Origin of the sequence: Corynebacterium vitaeruminis, from assembly GCF_001054325.1 — a bacterium.
GTDB classification, from domain to species: domain Bacteria; phylum Actinomycetota; class Actinomycetes; order Mycobacteriales; family Mycobacteriaceae; genus Corynebacterium; species Corynebacterium vitaeruminis_A.
Map to the genome: position 1 here is coordinate 1 of NZ_JVVM01000016.1, position 21,951 is coordinate 21,951.

A 21,951-nucleotide genomic window follows, 5' to 3' on the forward strand; every position below is an offset into this window, starting at 1 on the left:
GCATCAACGCCGGGCTCAAACGCATCGCCGACGCGCATCGCGGCAGATCCGGAGAACGTCAACGAAAAATGCTCGAGTGGTACCTCCACTCGAAAACGCAACTGCCTGACGACCCGCTCAAGATCGCCAGGCAGTGCAATTTTGGCCAAGATCAACTCGCCAAAGTCAACGATCTTGCCGAAGAAGACCACAATAAAGCCGACCAGGAAATAGGACGACCAGCCTTCTACGACAACGCTATCCCAACCGAGTACGAACACAACATAGGAATCAGAAAAGGACCAATGCAATAAAAAAGGGCCCACCCAGCGACACGCCGAGCGGACACACTTTTTGTCACTTAACCCCCCGAACCCCTAGCCCGAACCCTGCCCCACCAACAGCCCCTACAAACAAAAAATCACCGCGAGAAAATTCTCGCGGTGATTTCACTGTGCCAGATGATGGATTCGAACCAACGAAGGCAATGCCGACGGATTTACAATCCGCTCCCTTTGGCCGCTCGGGCAATCTGGCGTGCACTCTTAAACGGTGCGAATGGAATGCTACCCACTACTCTGTCATTTACACAAATCGGCAGGTCGAGAGGATATTTTCCTACTTGGATTCACCCCTCAGCAGAGCTCAACTCTCAGCAGAGCTCAATCCAGAGCAGTGCTCGCCCCTAGGCTCATCACGCCGATGGAGCTCAATCCGCTACCCCACGCGCTCCACGGTATAGCGGGCAACGTGGCGCAGGGCCTCCTTGGCCGCACAGTCGGGAAGATCGGCGATGACGCGATCGGACTCATCCAGCAGTTCGTTGACCTTCTCCATCGCACGAGCCACACCGTTGGTCTGGGCCAAAAGCTCGAGGGCCTCGTCGACAAGCGCGTCGTCAGAAACAGGGCCAACGAGAATCTCGCGGAGGCGGCCAGCGGCGGGGGTGTCCTCCTGCAGCGCGTAGAGAACCGGCAGCGTGAAGACACCCTCGCGCAGGTCGGTGCCCGGGGTCTTGCCGGACTGATCGGTGTTGGAGGAGATATCGATGATGTCGTCGACAATCTGGAAAACGATGCCGATTAGTTCACCGTAGCGTCGCAGCGCGCTGGAAATCTCGGCGGACGCGCCAGCGTGATAGGCGCCGAGATAACCGGCCGATGCGATAAGCACGCCAGTCTTTTCGGCGATGACCTGCAGGTAGCGTTCGATGCGCTCTTCGATTGGCAGGTCCAGGTCGTTGAGGCACTCGCGCATCTGGCCTGTGACCAACACGCCGAAGGTCTCGGCAAAGTGGGCAACGGTCTCAGAGCCGAGCTCTGCCAGCAGGCGGGATGCGGTGGCGAATAGGTAGTCACCCGCCAGAATGGCGACGGTGTTGTCCCAGCGCGCGTTGGCGGAGGGCACACCGCGACGCTTGTCCGCTTCATCCATAACGTCGTCGTGGTAGAGCGTCGCCAGGTGCGTCAACTCCAGCACAGTCGCAGCAGTGATGACGTTATCGCTCTCGGGGTTCTCGCCGAACTGCGCGGACAGCATGGTGAACATCGGGCGGAAGCGCTTGCCTCCGGCTTGAGCTAAGTGGGAGACCCGCTCGACCAGGAAGTCCTCGCCGCGCCCCAGCTCGGTAATCAGGAGGTCTTCGCTCTTACGCATTCCCTCGGTGATTATTGCTTCCAGCGCTTCATCAACGAAGTGAGAACTAGTGGCGGTGTGCTCACCAGTGCCCTGAGCACTTCCGGAACTGAGCCCGGAGTAGTCTCCAGTACGCATTCGAGACCTGCCTAACTGACGATAAAAGATAAGAAACTGCTAAATAAACTACCTTACGAGCATAGTTGCTAGCAGACCAGTTCCCATATTCGTTTCAACGTCGTTATACGCTGGGGCAATGACTTCAAGCCCGATTTCGCGAGTCTCCCCCACGTTCGACGGCACCACTGCTCTACCCAGCAGCACTGATGTGCTCATTGTCGGCGCCGGCCCCACCGGCTCCGCCGCCGCGATTCACGCCGCCCACGCCGGTTTTTCGGTCACTGTGGTCGACTCGCAGCGCTTCCCGCGCGACAAGACTTGTGGCGACGGGCTCACTCCCCGCGCCATCGCTGAGCTGCGTCGTCTAGGGCTTGACGACGACCTCCTGCGCCGCAACCGCAACCGAGGACTCAAGCTTCACGGCTTCGGCGGCTCCATCACCGCCCCCTGGCCCGATGATGCCTCCGGCACTTTTCCCGCTGTCGGGTCCGCTATGCCGCGAGTTGAGCTGGACACCTTCCTGCTCAACGCCGCCACCGACGCCGGTGCACAGGTCTTTGATGGTGTCGCGGCGCGAAAGGTGGTTCTCGGGGCGCTGAGCGATGGTGGCACGCGGGGTCATGGCGTGCGCGCGGTGGAGCTCTCCAACCGCGAGGGCAAGCCACACACCATCTCGGCCCGCTGGTTGCTCGTGGCCGATGGGCTCCGAAGTACCGTCGGCAAGCAGCTGGGGCGTGCGTGGCATCGCGACAGCGTCTTTGGCGTGGCGGCGCGGTCGTATGTCAGCTTCGCCAGCGCGGATGTGGCGGACGATTGGATTCACTCGCATCTGGAGCTGCGCGACTCCGAGGGGCAGACGCACCCGGGCTATGGCTGGATCTTCCCGCTGGGTGAAGGCCGGGCGAATGTGGGGTGTGGGGCGCTGGCGACGTCGTCACGCCCGGCGCGCACGAACGTGAAGAAGTTGCTGCGCGAGTACCACGGGCAAGTGCGCGATCAGTGGCAGATGAGCGAACCGGAGCACGTAACGTCTGCGCTGTTGCCGATGGGTGGTGCCGTGTCGAATGTGGCGGGGCCGAACTGGGCGTTGCTCGGTGATGCTGCGTGCCTGGTCAATCCGCTCAACGGTGAGGGGATTGACTACGGTATGGAGTCGGCGCGACTGGCAGTGGAGCTGATTAGCTCAGTTGGTGCGGGCCGCGATGGGCTGACGTATGTCTGGCCCGCCCTGCTTCGCGAGCACTACGGCACCGGCTTCTCACTGGCCCGTAAATTGGCGTTGGCGTTGACGTACCCGAGCTTCCTGCCGACCGTCGGCCCGCTGACCATCGGCGCCCCGTGGGGCAGCCAGCTCATGGGAGTCGCCGCACGTCTGATGGGCAATCTGGTCACGGAACACGACCGCGATGTGGTGGCTCGCCTATGGCGTGCTTCTGGGCAGGCGGCACTGGCGTCCGATAAGTGGTTTGGGCGCCAGCCTTGGCAGTAGGAATCGCTTTACGACGGCCTCAGCGGTCGGCACTTTGGAGCGCAGTTGTATGCGGCTGCGCTGCTGCCAGCTAGCGAGCTACTGCGCCGACTTGGTTGCCGAATGCAGCGCTGCGATGCCGAAAGTGAGGTTCTGCCACCCGGCATCTTCCCAGCCCGAGGCATTGATATCGCGGGCGAGCTGCGGCTGATTTGGCCAGGCGCGAATCGACTCCGCCAAGTACACGTAGGCCTCCGGGTTCGACGAGACGACCTTGGCGATCTGCGGCAACGCCCGCATCAGGTATTCCTTGTAGAAGGTGCTGAACACCGGCACCACGGGGGTGGAGAACTCACAGACTGTCAGCTGGCCACCGGGCTTGGTCACGCGAGCTAGTTCGGCAAGGCCCGCTTTGTAGTCCACAATGTTGCGCAGACCGAAGCTGATGGTCACCGCGTCGAAAGTGTTGTCCGGGAATGGCAGCTTCATACCATCACCGCAGACCTTGGGAACATCGCGGTGCGCACCGGCCTTGAGCATGCCGCGGGAGAAGTCACAGGCAACGACGTATGCGCCGGACTTCGCCAACTCCACTGAGGAAACAGCCGTACCGGCGGCCAGGTCGAGAACCTTCTGGCCAGGCTGCAGGTTCAGGCGCTTTGCCGTGCGGACGCGCCAGTAGTGGTCAATACCACCGGTGAGCACGGTATTGGTGATGTCGTAATTCTTCCCTACACCGTCGAACATCGAGGCGACTTCGCTGGGATTTTTCGTTAAATCAGCCCTAGACACGCTGTCCAGATTACGCGACCGACTTCTGACGCGTAGCAACGCCCGCGTGGGAGGCGTTCGTGGCATCCGCTGCGACCTTGCTGGAAGTCTCGGCCGCGGAGACTCCTGAGACCTCCTCGTAGTGGCGAACCAGGTCAGCGCACAGCGCTCCCCAGGTGCGCTCTGTCACGGTGTCGCGGCAGCGGTTGCGCAGCTGCTTGCGAGCCAGCTCATCATCGACGAGCAGCAGCTTATCAACAGCGGCCGACAGGTCGCGAGTGAAAGTCTTCGGCTCCAGCAGATGGCCGTTGACGTCGTTGGTAATCAAGTCCCGCGGACCGCCTGCGTTCGGAGCGATGGCCGGCACACCAGAGGCGTGGGCTTCCTGGACGGCTTGGCAAAAGGTTTCAAAGTCACCGGTGTGGACGAACACATCCAGGCTGGCGAAAGCGGCTGCCAACTTATCACCAGTGAGTTGTCCGGTGAAGACGGCATTCGGCATCAGCTTCTTCAGCTTCGGCATCTCCGGGCCGTTACCGACAATGACCACCTGGATATCATCGCGTCCGTTCAGCGCCGCCAGACGCTCAACCGACTTCTCCGCCGCCAGCCTGCCGACATAACCAACAATCGGTTTGCCCTCCGGACTCCACTGCTTCCTGAGCTCTTCACTGCGCTTTGTCGGAGTGAAGCGAACCGCATCAACACCGCGACCCCAGCGATAGATGTCACGAATCTTGTGATCCTGCAGGTCCTCAATAGTCGGCGAGGACGGCGCCAGCGTTCGTGCGCAGGAGTTGTGAATCACGCGCGTCCACAACCATGCTGCCGTGGAGAGCCCCGCCAACTTGTAGTTCTTGGCAAAACCCGCCACATCGGTCTGATAGATAGCGACAGCCGGGATACCCAGTGCCTTGGCAGTCAGCGCGCCCGCACCACCGAGAACAAATGGTGAGGCCAGGTGCACAACATCCGGCTTAAACCGAGTCAGCGCCGAAGCCACCCTGCGGTTCGGCACACCAATCGGTAGCGAATCAATCAGTGGCACCATCACAGTGGGCACGCGCTCAATGCGGTAGTCGCAGTAGAACTCTGCCTCTTCCTGCCCGTCCCGAGCACCCGGCGCAATCACCAGCGCCTCGTGCCCCTCACGGCGTAAATGTTCCAACACCCGCAACACGGAGTTTGTCACTCCATTGATATTGGGTAAGAAGCTTTCAGCAATGATGGCAACGCGCATGGTGCTAGTTTTCCATCTCGTCGGAAAGCGAAAGTGACCCTCCGTTTACCTTTTGGGGATCTCTTTGTAAACGACGGGTAGCGCGCATCGACAACCACCACAGCGGCGTGACAACAATGAACGCAACTACAGCGATACTGGTCGCCGGGAGAAGTGACAGCGTCCATGTGCGCCCGGCGACACGGACGACGTTGGGATCAGTGCGGTCGTATTCGACGCGGACGCGCTGGCCTTCCTCAAGCCCGACGGGATATAGCAAGCCGGATGGCGGCGACTGAAAATCACCATTCTCATCGACGAAATCAACCGTGGTGCGAAGAACCTCAACCGAGCGCACATCCGCTACGGACTGCCCCATATTCGACTCGATATTGCGGTCATTGATGAAGCAGCCAACCACAATAGCCAAGCACGACAACAGCAGGCAGATCATTACAAAGAGCAGTACCTGCCGAAGGAAGCGCGGCCAATTGGCCAGGGCAGTTTTCCACTGCATGGCGGTCGCGACCTCCTTATGCTGTCTCTGGTTGGATGTTGGTAGTCAGCTAGTGCTTGTCCAGCTAGTGCTTGTCCAGCACTCCAATCTCCGCATTGTATGCCAGCTTGTGATGCAACTGCCTACGCGTCTCGCGCGTGGTCGCCACCTCGATGACGCGGATGCCATCGACATCGGTATCCGGGTGCAGTTGCGCGAGCAGGTCTGGGAGACGGTCAACACGCACGTGTTCGACCCCGTAGGCCTGGCAGATCCCCTCAAAGTCCACATCCTGCGGCGTGCCGAAGATGCGCTCGAAACTTCCTCGCAGAGCCGGGCTGCCCGCCTCCAGCGTCTCGAAGATACCGCCACCGGCATCGTTGGCCACCACGATGGTGAGGTTTTCCGGCCTCGGCTCCAGCGGCCCAATCGCCAACGCTGCGGAGTCGTGCTGGAAAGTCAGGTCCCCCATCAGCGCAATCGTGCGCGGTGGTCGGATTTCGTCGGCATACTCGCGGTCGGATGCCAGCGCAATACCGATTGCTGTCGCCACCGTGCCGTCGATACCCGCAGCACCCCGTCCCGCATACGTGCTCACCCCAGGGAAAGGCAGGCCCGTGTACGACGCATCGCGCACCGGGTTCGACGCACCCAGCACCACATTGTCACCCGTGCGCAGGCTGTCCGTCAGCGCTGCCGCCACATGGAATCCGGTCAGCGGCTCCTCCGCCTCGATCGACTCGGCGAGCGTCTTCCGCACGGACTTCACCGCCAACTCACTGGCTGCCTCACAGATTTTCGTCCACTGCGGGTCCTGCTCCCCCACAGTCTGCACATGCTTTACGACGGCCCTTGCGTTCGCCGTCACATCCGGGAACTCCACCCCATAGCCGTGGTTTTCCGCATCCGAGACGACCGTCAGCTCGATGTCCGGATTGGCCAGCAGCTTCGAGATACCTCGGTGCAGCGTCGGCCGCCCTACCAACACAATCTGCTCCGGCGGAATCTGCGCGAAAGTACCTGCCGCAAGCGGGTGAACTGGGTACGCCGGCGCATACGCATTCGGCTCCGCGATAGTTGGCAGATCCTCCAGCTCTGGCAGATGTGGGGCATTCGAGCCCGCGATCACGAGTGTGCGGCGGCTGATGTCAATTGTGGCTGTGGTGGCCGCGGTGGCCGGGCTGGTTGCGGTGACCGAGTTGGTTGCAATGGCAGCCGCACCGACGTTGTTACTGGTAGTAGGCGCAATCGTGGTCCAGGGGCCGCCGTCGGCGCGGCCCTCGGGGATGTCGGCGACGGAGTCGTCGTCAGGCACAAGCGGTTCGACAAAACGAACATTGAGGTGGCCGGCGCCGGATGCCATGGCGGCGACGACGCGGTCGATGCGAGCACGAATCTGCGCGGCGGTGGCCTTCGTGACCGGGGCGGTGCCGTCGAGATCGAACTCGACTACGGAGGCATCGGCGAACAGGCGGTCCTGGACGATAGTCTGATTCGCACCGGTGCCGCGGTAGTGTGCGGGGCGGTCAGCGGTCAGTGCCAGCAGCGGAATACCCGACGCGGTGGCTTCCACCATGGCGGGCACGAGGTTCGCCACTGCTGTGCCGGACGTTGTAATTACCGGGGTCACCTTGCGGGTGCGCGATGCCAGGCCCAGGGCGAGGAAGGCGGCGGAGCGTTCATCGACACGCACATGGAGGCGCACCTTCGCCGCATCGGCGGCCTGAACCAGGGCGCGCGCCAGCGGGGCCGACCGGGAACCCGGGCACACCACGGCATCGACCATGCCAAGACGCAGCAGCTCATCGACGATGAGACCCGCTACCACTGCGGATGGGGCTGCGGGAGTTGCAGGGGCCGCGGTGGATTGGGACGCCGGGGTTTTGGCTGCAGCGTCGGTTGCCGAGGCTGGGGTACCAGCATCGGTGGTGGCGGCATTGGTGATGTTGGCGCCCTGAGCGTGCGAAGTCTGGGAGGTGTCCTGGTTGTCGTTCACACTCAATAGGCTACTTGTCTGGTCAGATATCGGACTTGTTGGGAGTTACTGACCCCGTTTATGACAGTTTGGAGCCGTTTTTCGAACTCAAAGTGTCATAAACGGGGTCAGTAACTCTGGGTGTTCCGAGGGTTGATGCAGGTGGCGAGCAGCTACAGGTGGGATTAGACCGCCAAGTGCGCCACTACAGGTAGGCATACGCCGCGCGGAGGCGGTCGAACCACCAATCGCGGCGGGATCCCGACGCAGCGAGCTCAGCCAGGCGGGAAAGGTCGGGCGCGGGGTTGGTGACGGGCAAACGGCCATCGATGAGCGGCCGGGGCTCGATGACGTCCTCAATAAACAGCGACGACGTGGCCAAACCCGCTGCGTTTGGCACCGGTTGCAGCTCGGTCACAGGCAGGGCCGCCGCCGTGAACAAACCGGCGGCCATGCCAACACCTGTATCCAAGGCGCTGGCGACGGTCACCTTCATCTCCAGCTCCTCGGCCAACCGAAGCAAACGGCGTGGCCCGCCGAGCGGCGCGACCTTCATTACGCCCACGTCAGCCGCCTGTTCGCGCGCAACCAAATACGGATCCTCAGCTTTGCGGATCGACTCATCGGCAGCAATCGGGCAAAACTCCCCCACTGCGTCGCGGACCGCGCGGAGCTCGGCGACAGTCGCAACAGGCTGCTCCATGTACTCCAGCGGACCCAACTCATGAGCGGCGCGGATGGCCTGCTCCACCGACCAGCCACGATTCGCATCCACCCGCACCACAGGTTCATAGCCATAGGCTTCAGCCACCGCGGTACGGACGGCCGCTACGCGCTCGATGTCGTCGTTAAGCGATTGGCCACTCTCTGCGACCTTGACCTTGAACGTGCGGCACCCGGGGTAGCGCCCCACGACCTCCGGCACCTGCTCGGGCGCGACGGCGGGGATGGTGGCGTTGACCTCGACAAACTCGCGCTTCGGGGTGGGTAGGCCGACGTAGGCGCATTCGATAGCCGAACGCAACCATGCGGAAGCCTCCCGAGCCTCGTACTCCAGGAAGGGAGCGAACTCGCCCCAGGTAACGGGGCCGTCGATGAGAAGTGCTTCGCGGGTGGTGACGCCACGGAACTTCACAGCCATGGGCAGAGCCACGACGTGGGCGCGGTCGAGGATGTCGTCGATCGATGGAAGCGGGACGTTAGGCGCAGCGGACACAGACATACCCCTCATGCTAGAGACCTTTATGCTGGAAGCCATGACTGATACCGCGAAGTACTCGACCGATAACCCCTTCCGCCCTGAGCAGTGGAAGACGGTTGATGGTTTTGAGGATTTGACCGACATCACCTACCACCGCCACGTCGGCGAGGGCCGCGAAAACGGCATTGTGCGCATTGCTTTTGATCGCCCGGAGGTTCGTAACGCGTTCCGCCCGCACACTGTCGATGAGCTCTACCGCGCGCTCGACCACGCGCGTCGCACCCCGGATGTCGGCGTTGTGCTGCTGACCGGCAACGGTCCGAGCACCAAGGACGGTGGCTGGGCATTCTGTTCGGGTGGTGACCAGCGCATTCGTGGTCGTTCCGGCTACCAGTACGCAACGTCACACGAGCATGACGACGCCACCGCGGACGCATCCACCATCGATACTGCGCGCGCCAAGGTCGAGGGAGGTCGCCTGCACATCCTGGAGGTGCAGCGCCTGATCCGCACCATGCCGAAGGTTGTTATTGCCGTGGTCAACGGTTGGGCCGCAGGTGGCGGACACTCCCTGCATGTGGTGTGTGACCTGACACTGGCATCGCGCCAAGAGGCCCGCTTTAAGCAGACCGACGCTGACGTAGGATCTTTCGATGCCGGCTATGGCTCGGCCTACCTGGCGAAGCAGGTTGGTCAGAAGTTTGCCCGCGAGATTTTCTTCCTCGGCCGCTCCTACGACGCTGAGACCATGCACCGCATGGGCGCCGTCAACGAAGTCGCCGACCACGCTGAGCTGGAAGATGTCGCGGTCGAGTGGGGCCGCATGATCAACGGCAAGTCCCCGACGGCGCAGCGCATGCTGAAGTTCGCTTTCAACCTGACCGATGACGGACTGATGGGCCAGCAGGTCTTCGCGGGCGAGGCCACTCGCCTGGCGTACATGACCGACGAGGCCGTCGAGGGCAAGGAAGCGTTCTTGGAAAAGCGCGACCCGAACTGGGATGAGTTCCCGTTCTATTACTAGGTGCTGGGGCTGGCCACAGCCCTACCCCACCTACTGAACCTTCGTAACCTCAAACCGCTGCTCCGGGTGGACGTAGGCCTCCTGCGCGCGCACGAGCTCCAGCTCACCAGAGCCGGACTCGTGCGTAACCTTCAGCAGCTCAAAGATGCTGGCCGCGGTGTTGCCCAGCGCGACCGAGAGGTCACCGTCAATACCGCGACCGCGCAGCAGGTTGCCCGCAAACAGCGCGGCCGTGACATCGCCGGAGCCGTTGCGCTTCAGCGGCAGGTACGGCGTCGCCACCAGCCATGCACCGGAGCCATTGACGGCGAGCATCTCAATCTCGTCCTCCTTGCGCTCCGGACGCAGCACGCTGGTGACCAGCACGGCCTCCGGGCCGAGCTCCCGAGCAGCATGAGCTGCCGCAATGGTGGACTCCAGGTCGCTGACCTCGCGGCCCGTCAGGTATCCCAGCTCAAACTGGTTCGGCGTAATCACGTCTGCCACCGGCACGACCTTGTCGCGCAGCAGCGGCGGAATGTCTTCCGAGACGTGGCAGCCACTCTTGGCATTTCCCATCACCGGGTCACACGAGTAGATGGCCTTCGAGTTGCGCTCCTTGGTCAGCGCCACGGCCTCGATGATGACATCCGCAATATCGCTACCGCCCTGGTAGCCGGAGATAATCGCGTCGACGTCGTCAAGCTTGCCCAGCTCATCGATACCCTTGATAACCTCGCGCACATCCGTGGCTGGAATCATTGGGCCACGCCACTGGCCGTAGCCGGTGTGGTTGGAAAAATCGACGGTGTGGACCGGCCACACTTCAAAACCTGCGCGCTGCAGCGGAAAGACGGCAGCGGAGTTACCCACATGGCCATAGCTCACATGCGACTGAATGGACAGGATCGAGGGCACGCGGTTGAACTCCGCGACGGCTTCAGCTGCCTTTTCGGTAGGGGCCTGATTTTCGTTCATTCCTCTATATTGCAACGGATGCACGAAAATCCCATATCCCCTAGTAGGCGCTGGGGCGACGTCGGCTGGCTTTGAGTTCGGAGCGCCGCTGCTTCTGCGCTTTACGACGCGCAATCGAGGCTCGACTCGGCCGAGTCCGCCGGCGCCTCGGAGGCGGTGGCTGCACGGCTTCCCGAATGAGATCCGCCAGGCGACGCCGGGCTTCCGCGCGGTTGCGCACTTGGGAGCGCTGCGTGGTGACGGACACGGTGAGTGTGGTGCCGTCGAGTCGGTGGCTGAGGTTCTGGAGAGCGCGGCGGCGATGGACGTCGGAAAGCACGGTGAGCTCGGCAATATCGACCGATAGCTGCACCTTGGAGTCGGTGGTGTTAACGCCCTGACCGCCCGGTCCGCCGGAGCGCGCGAAGCGTTCGGTGAGCTCCGCTGAGGGGATGACAAGGCCCTTTGGGATGCCGGGACCTGGTGGAATCTTCAGGGGTTTCATGATGGCCAGTGTAGTCAGGGCGCTCAGTAGCGGATGCTCGGTAACGGATGTTTCCCGAGGCCAGGAATTTAGCCACAAGTTGAGCTACAAGTACCGGCCGGTAACGCTTGCGGGGTTGGCCGCGACCTCACTCGGCGTACCGGTAGCGACAATGCGGCCACCGTCGACCCCGCCACCGGGACCGAGGTCAATGATGTAATCCGCATTGCGAATCAAATCCACGTCATGCTCAATGACCAGGATTGTCGCGCCCTTATCAATCAGCCGCTGCAGCACCTGCAGCAGCGTCTCCACATCCCGCGGATGCAGACCAACCGTTGGTTCATCAAAGACAAATAGCGCTCGGTTCTGCTTGCGATGCAGCTGCGAAACCAACTTCAACCGCTGCGCCTCACCACCGGAAAGCGCCGGCGTGGCCTCATTCAAAGTCAGATAACCAAGACCAACATCGCTCATGGCCTGCAGAGTGCGACGAACAGCACCAAAACGCTTATCGACGGCCTCAACATCAGCAACCCATTCGAGCGCTTCCGCCACTGTCTTAGCCAACAGAGTTGGCAGCGACAGGCCCGCCACCAGGCAGGACTCAGCCTCCGACGAGTAACGAGAGCCACCGCAATCCGGACAGGTGATATCCACATCCGGCAGGAACTGCACATCCAACGAAATGGTGCCCGTCCCCTCACAGGCCGGGCATTTTAGGATGCCGGTGTTGAAGGAAAACGCACCGGGCTTCAGCTTTTTACCATCGCTGGCCAGCGTACCGGCATTGGCACCTGCATAGATGCGTCGCAAAACATCCAGCACACCGGTATATGTACCAACCGTGGAGCGCACATTGGCCCCAATAGGTGTGGCATCAACGACGTGCACGGTATCAATCCCGGCAGCATCAACTACACGCACGTGCTCTGGTTTTCCGCCCTCCGCTGCGCCTTGTACAGCAGGGACCAGTGACTCCAGCACCATGGTGGTTTTGCCAGAGCCAGAAGGACCCGTCACCACTGTCATCTTCCCCAGTGGCACGTCAACGTCCAGGGCCTGCACGGTGTGGATTGGCGTGGTTTCCATGTGAATGGCGCCAAGGCCGACATCAGCGTCCGCGCGCGCACCAGAGTCAGCGTCAGCACCAGGCACAGCCGCCGATTCAGTATTGGCCGCAGCCTCCCCACGCACCGCAACCTTCGTCCGACCGGTGATATAGCCGCCGATCAGGCTGTCAGCCACCTGCTCAATCGCACCCTGCGCGGTCACTTCCCCGCCATCGCGGCCCGAACCAGGACCAATCTCAATTAGATGGTCCGCCGCTGCGAGTACCGCAGGATCGTGGTCCACCATCACCACAGTGTTGCCACCGCGCAGCAAATCGCGAATCACGCCGTGCAGCCCCTCAATATTCGCTGGATGCAAGCCAATCGAGGGTTCATCAAGCACATACAGCACACCCGTGGTTTCATTGCGCACCGCACGAGCCAATTGCACACGCTGCCGCTCACCCGTCGACAATGTCGCCCCCGCGCGGTCCAACGACAGGTATCCCAAGCCAAGTTCCACTAGTCGCTCCGCCATCGACTGCAGCGTGACGACGAGTGTCTCCGCCATGCTGCGCATCGGTGCGGGCACCTCAGTGGCCACGGTGGTTGACCACTCCAGGACGTCGTCAAGCGCTAATGCCGTGATGTCAGCTAGGTTGTCATCGCCGATTAGCGGTGTGCGAGCGGTGGCGGACAGGCGTGTGCCGTGGCATTTCGGGCACGTGCGCTCAGTGAGGAAGCGGGAGACTTTGGCCAGGCGTTTGTCGTTGTCGGCACGTTTGAGTTCTTCGGTGACAGTCAGGCGGGCGTTGCGGAACGTGAAGTCTAGTTCGTGGATTCCCTTTTTCGAGGTGACGGTGATGTGCTTCTTTTCCTCCGGACCGGCGAAGACGATTTCGCGCTCATGATCGGTGAGGTCTCGCCAGGGCACGTCGGTGCGCACACCGAATTCGCGAGCGATGGCCGGTTGAACGTTGAAGCCGAAAGTCTGCCAGGGCAAAACGGTGCCATCGTCGATGGAGAGGTCTGGATCCTTAATCAAGGCGGTATCGTCGACCTCGCGGATGGTGCCGATGCCCTCGCAGGTCTCACAGGCGCCGCGGGAGTTGAATGCGAGGTCCTCCGCACCTGGCGGATAGAATTCAACCCCGCATTCGGCGCAGGTCAACGGTTTCTCTGCAGCAACGGCGAGGGTTGGCTGGTGGTAGTGACCATTCGGGCAGCGGTGGCGACCGAGCCGGGAGAACATCAAACGGATGACATTCAGCAGCTCAGTGGCGGTGCCGAATGTGGAGCGCACACCCGGCGTTGGCGGACGCTGCCGCAGTGCCAGGGCGGCCGGGACATGGGTGACTCGGTCAACATCTGCCCGAGTGGCCTGCCACATTCGACGGCGCGTGTAGGTCGACAGCGCCTCGATATAGCGACGCGAGCCTTCGGCGTACAAAACACCCATGGCCAGCGAGGATTTACCCGAACCAGACACGCCAGCAATGGCGGTGAGCTGCTGCAGCGGAATATCGACATCAATATTCTTCAGGTTATTAACTCGGGCACCGTGCACTTCAATGTGCGTGGGTTGGTCAGCCGCCGGTCGATTCTGAACAGTGTCGCGAGCTGTCATCCGAGTCATGCCTCCAGCGTACGACAGGGGCCGGATTGGCCAATCCGCTGTTAAACAACAAATGCTCATCTAAGCTGACGAATAACATTTATCCACTTATAAAAACAGCAAGAAAAGGCAGGATTGAGGCATCATGGCCACTTCTGATTCCCCGTCCATTTTCATCTCCGGCGGCGCACAGGGCATTGGCCGCGCGGTGGCCGAGAAGTTCCTGGCTGCAGGCTGGACCGTAGGTGTCTACGACATCAACGAGGACGCCCTGGCGAAGCTCAAGGCTGAACGCCCGGAGGTAATCGTCGGCAAGCTGGACGTGACGGACTTTAAGCAGTGGGAGGACGCGCTTGCGGACTTCACCTCCCACACCGGCGGCAAGCTGACAGTGCTGGACAATAACGCGGGCATCATCGGCGATGGCGATATCACCGACCAGTCGCCGGAGATTATTCGCGCACAGGTGGACATCAACTGCACCGGCCTGACACTGGGCGCGAAGGCGGCACATCCGTACCTGAAGCGCACCAAGGGATCTCACCTGGTCAACATGGGTTCGGCTTCGGGTATCTACGGTCAGCCGCACATCGCGCCGTACTCCGCGTCGAAGTTTTACGTCTCTGGTCTGACGCAGGCTCTGGATCTGGAATGGCGCAAGGACAAGATCCGCGTCGTCGCAATCATGCCGCTGTGGGCGAAGACCAAGCTGGCGGACGTTTCCGCTGGTTCGACCCGCCGTCTTGGCGTGCGCATCACACCGGACCAGGTCGCTGATGCCGTGTGGAAGGCAACGCACCCGCAGAACTTCATCGAGCGCCAGCGCCACTTCTACTCGGTGTCAGCAGCGGACTTCATCCTGCGCTACCTGGGCAAGATTGGCCCGCAGTTCCTGTCCCGCCCGGTTAACGCAATCATCGCGGGTTAAGAGACAAACTAGACCTATGCTCTTTGATCAACTCCCGCGCGACGATGCCCGCATCACGCCGGGAGTTGTTCATCTGCCGGGGTGGCTTCCACTGGACCGGCAGGCCGGCATCATCACGCAACTCCGCGACATCGCCCGCGACGTTGCCGGCACTCCCCTGGCTATGACTCGCCCGCGGCTCAAAAGTGGTCAGATGCAAGTCTTCATGCTGCACCTCGGCCGCATGTGGGCCACAAATCCGTACCGCTACGTCACGCACGCAGGCGGCGTTCGCGTCCCGCCTGTGCCTGACAATCTGCTACAGCTCGCCACCGAAGCACTTCGTGCCGCCGCGCTTTACGACGAATCCCTCAGCCAGTGGCCCGCCACTTTTCGGCCCGACATGGCGTTGGTCAACTACTACCCACCCGGGGCCACCATGGGGATGCACCAGGATCGCAACGAAAACTCCCCTGCCCCAATTGTGTCGCTCTCTATCGGCGACGAGGCCCTGTTCCGCATTGGCGGGACTGAAAACCGCAACAAGCCCTGGGATGACGTGACTCTCGCCAGCGGGGATGTGATCGTGTTTGGTGGCCCCAAGCGGCTTGCGTTTCACGGTGTGCCCAAGACTCGTCCGGGCACTCTGCCGGAGAGGTGCGGGCTTAAAGAGGGCCGCATCAACATCACGTTTCGGCAAGTGGAAAACTCACACTAAACCGCGCAAGCCACCGACCGCTAGCCTAGACACATGCAGCGCACCGCTTCCTCCATGCACGCACAGTCTGCCACCACGCAGACTCCTGCCCCACTCGACTGGCGCAGCCGGGTGCGTTTCTTTGTCGGCCCGTTCCCAGCTGCCGACCTCGCTATTGCGGCTACCTTCCTGCTGTGCTGCTGGGTGAGCATGACACCGCTACTTACTTATGGCCCGAGCTTCACTTATGTCACCAATGTGGTTCTGTCCGCGATGATTGCCGGAGCCGCAGCGTTTCGTCGTAAAGCAGTGCGCGCATCGTTTGTGGTTACGTACAGCGCCCTAGCGGGCCTCGCCTTGCTGGTGTGGCTATCCCCGGTGAACCTTGGGCTAGACCCTATTATTGTTGCTGCCCCACTATCACTATGGGCTGTGACCAGGTGGGAACAGAATCGCACCTGGGGCATAGTTGGGCTCTTTTTAGGGTTGATTGGCAGTTTCCTCAACCCAGCGGTTCCAGCCTTCGGTTTTACTCCGGAACGGCTGTTGGTTTTCGGTCTGCCGGCGGTGCTCATCACGGCGAGCGCGTACGCAGTGCCGCTGTGGCTGCGCATCAACGCCGAGGAACATGCCGCGGAGTTGGAGAACGTCGTGGCGCTCAACAAGCTGGAGTTGTCCAGGGAGCTTCACGACGTCGTGGGGCACGGACTCACCTCTATTAAGGTTCAGTCCCAAACCGCGCTGTACCTGGCGGAGATGAATGACTCACGAGCGGAACGCGCTGCTGAAAAGACCACGCTGGAAGGTATTGCCGAGACCGCAGAACAATCGTTGCGAGATGTGCATGCGCTTGTCGATGCACTACGTGATGGCGGCGAGATTAGCGCTGACCCGAATGATATTCCCCGTCTGGTTGCGGCTACCTGTCCGCCGGGGCGCGATGTATCGGTGACTCTGCCGGAGTCTTATGCGGCGCTGGCGGATTGGCCGCTTGCGAAGCGTTTGACTTTGGTGCGGGCCGTTGCGGAGTTGGCTGCGAATATGGCTAAGCACTCATCGGGTGCTGGTCAGTTCACATTGGCGATTGAGTCGCCTACTGAGTCGCCTATTGCCCCATCTGCCGATGCCGATATCAGCCCGGCACGGGTTCATTTGATAACCGTAAACCGGGCTAAGAATGAGTTCGCGGAGCACGGAAAACGAGCTGGTGCCGGGTTGATTGGCCTGAATGAGCGCGTGGCGGAGCTGGGTGGCGAGATGACTTATGGTGAAAGCGACGGCATGTTCTGCGTCAGTATTCGGCTGTAAGCGGTTTGGCCAAAGCAGGTCTAACTATTGACACTGCATAGAAAGACGAGCAATGGGTGTAATTCGAGTTTTAGTCGCTGAAGATCAAGCGCTGATTCGACAGTCTTTTGCGCAACTTATTGATGCCCACCCACAGATGAAAGTCATTGGTGCCGTGGGCGACGGCGCCGAGGCTGTGCGCCTTGCCTCCGGCTCGGATGTGGTCGTCATGGACATTCGCATGCCTGTGATGGACGGTATCGAGACCACGCGGCAGATCGTGCGAGGGGAATCGTCCGGAGGCGCGACTCGCGCATCCGCTCCGAAAGTCCTGGTACTGACCACTTTCCGCGAAGAATCCCTTGTACTCGGAGCTTTAGAGGCTGGTGCCGCAGGCTTTTTACTCAAAGACTCCGATCCCCGCGAGCTACTTTCAGCCATCATGCGCATCCACCGTGGTGAAGGAGTCATCGATCCGAAGGTGACACCGATGGTGTTGCGACACGTTTCACCGCGTACAACCCTTTTCGAGCAGCCAGCAAGCGCATCCTCGGCCAGTGGCTCTAGCTCAGACCCCACCGACGCAGGACCCCAGTTCACACCCCGCGAACAGGAGATTTTGGACCTCGTCTGCCAAGGGCTTTCCAATGATGAGATCGCTCGCAGGTTGGTGGTCGCCACGACGACCGTGAAAACCCATGTGAAAGCCCTGTTGACCAAGACGGGCTCACGCAGTCGTGTGAATCTTGTCATTTGGGCTGCGAAAAACGGAATGCTTTAGATTCTCTTCACTGGTGCCGTCACCCTCGCTAGCGCCTCCTCCCTAGGGAGGATATTTCCGCCAACTCATCCTTAAGGAGGGCGCGAACCGAACCGGCCATGCCTACTACTTAAGGCATGACCGCACCAATCCCTACTTCAGGCCCTACCTCAGGCCATTCCGCAGATGCCGCCGCTGCCCTTCTTCAGCTGCGCGGCATCACTGTCTCCTACGGCAAGAACGAACCGGTCCTGAACGGTCTCGACATGAGCGTTCGTGCCGGTGAGGTCTACGGACTTTTGGGTCTCAACGGCGCCGGTAAGTCCACGCTGATGAGCACGGTGCTTGGGCTTATTCCCTACTCCGGTGAAATCAGCATCGCGGGACACCCGTGGTCAATTGAAGACCTAGACCACATCGGCGCCTCCATCAATGGCCCGGCGTTCTACCCACAACTCTCGGCCACCGACAACCTCAAAGTGCACGCACATTTGACCGGCACGGATAAGCACCGTATCGCCGAGGTCCTGGACATGGTCGGCCTGCACTCGGGCAACAAGCGCGCGCGTGCATTCTCCACCGGCATGAAGGTTCGTCTCTCGCTGGCGATGGCTCTGCTCACCGACCCCGATATTGTGCTTCTCGACGAGCCCACCAACGGCCTCGATCCGGAAGCTATCGTGGGCCTGCGCACCTTGTTGCGAAATCTCGCCGCTAGTGGCAAGGCCGTCGTGGTGTCCTCCCATCAACTCGGAGAGGTCGAAAAGAGCGTTGACCACCTTGGCGTCCTTGCTGGTGGCCGGCTGGTCTACGAAGGCCCGCTGACTGGCTTTGCGGCTGCTGGTCAATCCCTCGAGCAGGCTTTCTTCACCGCAGTAGGTGTTGACCGATGAGCGCTCAACCGCACACACGCACTCTTAACACGCACGCTGTTCCTACGCGCCACTACTTCCGCGCCGAGCTACTGCAGGCGAAGTGGTCACTCACCATGTTTCTGCCCGCCATCATGGTGGCAATCGCTTTGGTCAGCATGGTCTTTTCTACAGGTGTTGACGCCACCCCCATGGCAAGCGCCCACATCTATTCGCTGATTCTGCTTCCTCCGCTAGCGACGATTACGGCCGTCATTGGCCAAAACCGTGAAGAAAAGCTCCGCCACGGCGGCCTAATCTGGCGCAATATTTCGAGCATTCGAGTGCTCCTTGCGCGCACCGCTACTGTCATTGCCTCCGCGGCCCTCGGTCACGCCTTAATGGCTGCGCTCCTTGCGAGAAGCATGACCAACGCATTGCAATTCACGCTCTTTAGCACGTTGTCATTCTTCGTGTTCTGGACATTCGGTCTTGCCCTATGGCACCTCATACCCCGCTCAGCTCTCTTCCTCGCCCCACTCACAGCCATCGCTTGGGCCATCGCAGGAACACTGGATGCCATGAGTCCGTCCTGGCTACTTCGCCCGTGGACCTGGGCCATTCGTCCGACACTGCCCATCCACGGCGTGCAGGCCAATTCCATCACGGCTCCCGCAAACAGCGAGATCTGGAACATCGCCATCCTGCCACCAGCGCTGCTGCACTTGCTCCTCGGACTGGGCTTCTTTGCCATCGCATTGCTGGCACACGGAAAGACCCTCAGCTTGCCGACGGGCCGGGAGCGCAGCGCTTCGTCGTTAAGCCATGGCATGAGCGCGACCTTGCCCTGGCGCACCTGGTGGAGCCTCGCAGCGCTAATGCTTGCCGGCCTTGCAGTCGTGCGTGTGGTGTGGTCCCCGGATTATGCGCTGGGGCTACTGAGTTTCGTCTGCGTGCCGACGGCCGCAACCGTGGTCGCCATCATGACGTGGACCTCGCAAGCTGATGCCTGGCCAGCGCTGATGTATCGACGCTCGCGGGGGAGCATCACGCTCCGACTGTTTGCCTTGGATATGGCGTTTCTCGTACCAGTGCTCGTGGTTGCGGTAATCATCAGTAGCGCAGGCGGCGAGACCAATAGCCAGACCGGCACTAACCCCTGGCCGTATCAGGCAATCGTTGCACCTCTTGTGGCCGCAATGATTGTGGCCGTGACCGGCTTAATCGCGCGTCGAAGCGTGGCGGCTGCAATTTTTGCCTCGGTCGCGCTCGGCGGTTGGGCGGTGATGGTTGGCGGTGATGTCCTCAGTGCCTCACCACTGTGGTGGACCTCAGAATGGGGATGGACCTGGGTGGTCCGTGATTACCCCGAGCGGTGGCCGCTGATGGTTCTGGCATCCGCCATTGCGATTGTGGCGTTCGTGGCCTGGGCGCGGGCGACATCATTGAAGGCGATCCGATCCCAAGACTGACAGCGGAGCCAAGAACACCGCCCCTACTCCTCGATAGCCTCGCGAACTTCTTCGACGCTGAGGTTGGAGTCTTCGATTTCCTCGCGAGCTTCCTTCTTCCGACCACGGCGGACCAGACGGAAGATGCGCTTACGGCGAGAAGTCTCTTCACTGATGCGCTCACGACCGCGCAGCCAAGCAATGACCATAACGGTAATGAGCAGCAGTCCGATGTAGCCCAGGATTGGGTAGACCCAACCAATCAGATTCTGGAAGCCCATGAAACTCAAGGCGAAACCGAGCAGAACCAGACCGACGTAAACGATCTTGAACTTTTCCGGGTGATTTGCGGTGACGCGGCGACCCAGCGCATAAAACATGCCAAGTGCCGTGTTGAAAATCATGCCAAGGATCACCACGGCCATGGCTTGCCCCAGCCACGGATGCAGGCGGTTGATGACGGTGAGCATCGGCACAGCGTCGGTGGCGACGGTACCAACAGTGTGGAACAGCGTGGTGGTGGTAATCAGCAGCATTGCGGAGTACACCAAACCGCCAACGAAACCACCGGCACCTGCGGCACGGGGATTGAACAGGTTGCCGCCAATAACGATTGCCATGGAGACCGCAACCATCAGGTTAAAACCGACATAGTTCACTGCGGCGACAACCCAGTTCGGCAGAGTAGTCGGGACTTCTGCGATGGCAGCTGCCTGCTCCGCGGCCGGGGTGGCATCGGTAAACGCCAGCGTATAAATACTGGCCAGCAGGATAAAGCCGACGATAAACGGCGTGATGGAACCAATCACGGTGGTCACGCGGTCAACATCGAGGAAACCGGCTCCAATGGTCACCAGCACCATCATCACGGCACCGATCCAAACAGGGATGCCCCACTGCTGCTCCATATTGGCACCCTCACCGGCGAACATGACGAACCCGGTGGCGAAGAGCGTGATAATCACACCGATGTCCAGTACGCGCGAGAAGATTGGATGCGATACGCGTCGGAAAACTTCGCCGTGTTCGGTGGCCTGGAAATAGCTTCCGAGCTGCAGAATAATCATTGCCATCAGGCTCATGATCACCGCTGAGAGAACGGCACCCCAGACACCATTGATGCCAAAGGCGACGAAGTATTGCATGATTTCCTGACCAGTCGCAAAGCCCGCGCCGACGACTACGCCGACGAAAGCGAATGCAACGCGCAGTACTTGCTTCACCACAAGGGTTCACTCCTATTCGACTATCTGATTGATATAACCACCTTACTTTTCTCAGTGAGTTTTACTAATCGCGGCTGACCGTTCTAAAAAGCTTCGCCTTTAAATCCCGCAGGCCACGCCGGTTGAATGCACCGGGCAGTAGCCATTCGGATTCTTAAACAAGTACTGCTGGTGCTCGTCCTCGGCTCGGTAGTACTCCCCTGCCGGAGTCTCAGCGAGTGGCTTAATCTCCGTGGTGATGGGGCCCAGGCCAGCGTCGGCAAGCTTCGGCGCGTACGCATCGGCGATTTCCTGCGCCCGGCGCGCTTGCTCGGGCGTCGTCGTGTAAATCGCGGAACGGTACTGCGTGCCGACGTCATTACCCTGACGGTAGCCCTGCGTGGGGTCGTGGGCCTCGAAGGCCTTCGCGATCAGCTGGTCGAAGCTAATCTGCTCCGGGTCGTAGACGACCTCCACAATCTCGGTGTGGTTGGTCCGTCCGGTGCAGGATTCGCGGTAAGTAGGATTTGGCGTCACGCCACCGGCGAACCCGACCGACGTGCTGAGCACACCCGGTGTTTCCCAAAACAGCTTCTCAGCACCCCAGTAGCAGCCAATACCGATGTAGACGACCTCCTGGCCATCCTCCCATGGGCCGGTAATCGGCGTGCCGAGCACCGCATGCGGCTTCGGGTTTTCCAGCACCGGGTGCGAGCCGCCCTTCAGCGCCTCACCTTCCGGCACCAGCTCCGCTGACCTGCCAAAAAACCAACCCATCTTCGATGCCTTTCTATCTATGACTGCCTATGTCTGCGCAA

19 protein-coding genes, 1 tRNA gene and 1 pseudogene are annotated in these 21,951 nt (G+C 60.9%); 9 read left to right on the forward strand and 12 right to left on the reverse strand.

Annotated features, from left to right (window positions below; genetic code table 11):
* Nucleotides 1-293: pseudogene (locus ADA16_RS10915) on the forward strand (IS1249 family transposase); the annotation flags it as partial.
* A 141-nt stretch (nt 294-434) separates the two neighbouring features.
* On the opposite strand, the gene ADA16_RS03560 reads toward ADA16_RS10915, so the two are convergent.
* Nucleotides 435-516: transfer RNA gene (locus ADA16_RS03560), tRNA-Tyr, on the reverse strand.
* Between the two features lie 180 nt (nt 517-696).
* Nucleotides 697-1,752, reverse strand: a complete 1,056-nt coding sequence (locus ADA16_RS03565) for a polyprenyl synthetase family protein (RefSeq protein ID WP_048759263.1) — start codon at nt 1,750-1,752, stop codon at nt 697-699.
* Between the two features lie 118 nt (nt 1,753-1,870).
* On the opposite strand from ADA16_RS03565, the gene ADA16_RS03570 reads away from it, so the two are divergent.
* The gene (locus ADA16_RS03570) at nt 1,871-3,223 is read left to right on the forward strand and encodes a geranylgeranyl reductase family protein (RefSeq protein ID WP_162837143.1); all 1,353 of its coding nucleotides are present in this window, start codon (nt 1,871-1,873) and stop codon (nt 3,221-3,223) included.
* 78 nt (nt 3,224-3,301) lie between these two features.
* On the opposite strand, the gene ADA16_RS03575 is transcribed toward ADA16_RS03570, so the two are convergent.
* From ADA16_RS03575 to ADA16_RS03595, 5 genes are all read right to left on the reverse strand, one after another.
* Nucleotides 3,302-3,994, reverse strand: a complete 693-nt coding sequence (locus ADA16_RS03575; protein ID WP_048759264.1) for a demethylmenaquinone methyltransferase — start codon at nt 3,992-3,994, stop codon at nt 3,302-3,304.
* A gap of 10 nt (nt 3,995-4,004) precedes the next feature.
* Nucleotides 4,005-5,213 carry a glycosyltransferase family 4 protein gene (locus tag ADA16_RS03580; protein ID WP_048759265.1) on the reverse strand — a complete coding sequence of 403 codons (1,209 nt, stop codon included), beginning with the start codon at nt 5,211-5,213 and terminating at the stop codon, nt 4,005-4,007.
* 4 nt (nt 5,214-5,217) lie between these two features.
* Nucleotides 5,218-5,709, reverse strand: a complete 492-nt coding sequence (locus ADA16_RS03585) for a DUF3592 domain-containing protein (RefSeq protein ID WP_048759266.1) — start codon at nt 5,707-5,709, stop codon at nt 5,218-5,220.
* Between the two features lie 64 nt (nt 5,710-5,773).
* Nucleotides 5,774-7,684 carry a 2-succinyl-5-enolpyruvyl-6-hydroxy-3-cyclohexene-1-carboxylic-acid synthase gene (menD, locus tag ADA16_RS03590; RefSeq protein ID WP_048759267.1) on the reverse strand — a complete coding sequence of 637 codons (1,911 nt, stop codon included), beginning with the start codon at nt 7,682-7,684 and terminating at the stop codon, nt 5,774-5,776.
* 184 nt (nt 7,685-7,868) lie between these two features.
* On the reverse strand, nt 7,869-8,894 hold the full coding sequence (locus ADA16_RS03595; RefSeq protein WP_048759269.1) for an o-succinylbenzoate synthase: 1,026 nt from the start codon (nt 8,892-8,894) through the stop codon (nt 7,869-7,871).
* Between the two features lie 13 nt (nt 8,895-8,907).
* Between ADA16_RS03595 and ADA16_RS03600 the strand changes: the two genes are divergently transcribed.
* The gene (locus tag ADA16_RS03600; protein WP_016422029.1) at nt 8,908-9,888 is read left to right on the forward strand and encodes a 1,4-dihydroxy-2-naphthoyl-CoA synthase; all 981 of its coding nucleotides are present in this window, start codon (nt 8,908-8,910) and stop codon (nt 9,886-9,888) included.
* A 30-nt stretch (nt 9,889-9,918) separates the two neighbouring features.
* Here ADA16_RS03600 and pdxY read toward each other — a convergent pair whose 3' ends face one another.
* The 3 genes from pdxY to ADA16_RS03615 form a co-directional block, all read right to left on the reverse strand.
* Entirely contained in the window at nt 9,919-10,845 is a 927-nt protein-coding gene (gene pdxY, locus ADA16_RS03605; protein WP_239659328.1) for a pyridoxal kinase PdxY, read from the reverse strand.
* Nucleotides 10,846-10,885: 40 nt separating this feature from the next.
* Nucleotides 10,886-11,329: an alternative ribosome rescue aminoacyl-tRNA hydrolase ArfB gene (gene arfB / locus ADA16_RS03610; RefSeq protein WP_048759270.1), complete on the reverse strand. Its 444-nt coding sequence runs from the start codon at nt 11,327-11,329 to the stop codon at nt 10,886-10,888.
* 84 nt (nt 11,330-11,413) lie between these two features.
* On the reverse strand, nt 11,414-13,996 hold the full coding sequence (locus ADA16_RS03615) for an excinuclease ABC subunit UvrA (protein WP_414629644.1): 2,583 nt from the start codon (nt 13,994-13,996) through the stop codon (nt 11,414-11,416).
* Between the two features lie 124 nt (nt 13,997-14,120).
* Here ADA16_RS03615 and ADA16_RS03620 point away from each other — a divergent pair, with 124 nt between their 5' ends.
* From ADA16_RS03620 to ADA16_RS03645, 6 genes are all read left to right on the forward strand, one after another.
* Entirely contained in the window at nt 14,121-14,903 is a 783-nt protein-coding gene (locus ADA16_RS03620) for an SDR family oxidoreductase (RefSeq protein ID WP_048759274.1), read from the forward strand.
* A gap of 16 nt (nt 14,904-14,919) precedes the next feature.
* Complete coding sequence (locus tag ADA16_RS03625) at nt 14,920-15,600, forward strand: alpha-ketoglutarate-dependent dioxygenase AlkB family protein (RefSeq protein WP_048759276.1); 681 nt, start codon at nt 14,920-14,922, stop codon at nt 15,598-15,600.
* A 33-nt stretch (nt 15,601-15,633) separates the two neighbouring features.
* On the forward strand, nt 15,634-16,887 hold the full coding sequence (locus ADA16_RS03630) for a sensor histidine kinase (protein WP_048759277.1): 1,254 nt from the start codon (nt 15,634-15,636) through the stop codon (nt 16,885-16,887).
* Nucleotides 16,888-16,939: 52 nt separating this feature from the next.
* On the forward strand, nt 16,940-17,647 hold the full coding sequence (locus ADA16_RS03635; protein ID WP_048759280.1) for a response regulator: 708 nt from the start codon (nt 16,940-16,942) through the stop codon (nt 17,645-17,647).
* Between the two features lie 116 nt (nt 17,648-17,763).
* Entirely contained in the window at nt 17,764-18,519 is a 756-nt protein-coding gene (locus tag ADA16_RS03640; protein ID WP_048759282.1) for an ABC transporter ATP-binding protein, read from the forward strand.
* Nucleotides 18,516-19,949 (forward strand): hypothetical protein, encoded by a 1,434-nt coding sequence (locus tag ADA16_RS03645; RefSeq protein WP_048759284.1) that lies wholly within the window; start codon nt 18,516-18,518, stop codon nt 19,947-19,949. The genes ADA16_RS03640 and ADA16_RS03645 overlap by 4 nt, the downstream gene beginning before the upstream one ends.
* Before the next feature lie 23 nt (nt 19,950-19,972).
* Here ADA16_RS03645 and ADA16_RS03650 read toward each other — a convergent pair whose 3' ends face one another.
* The gene (locus ADA16_RS03650; RefSeq protein ID WP_048759286.1) at nt 19,973-21,154 is read right to left on the reverse strand and encodes a membrane protein; all 1,182 of its coding nucleotides are present in this window, start codon (nt 21,152-21,154) and stop codon (nt 19,973-19,975) included.
* A gap of 99 nt (nt 21,155-21,253) precedes the next feature.
* Nucleotides 21,254-21,910: a peptide-methionine (S)-S-oxide reductase MsrA gene (gene msrA, locus ADA16_RS03655; RefSeq protein ID WP_048759288.1), complete on the reverse strand. Its 657-nt coding sequence runs from the start codon at nt 21,908-21,910 to the stop codon at nt 21,254-21,256.
* Nucleotides 21,911-21,951 lie beyond the last annotated feature (41 nt).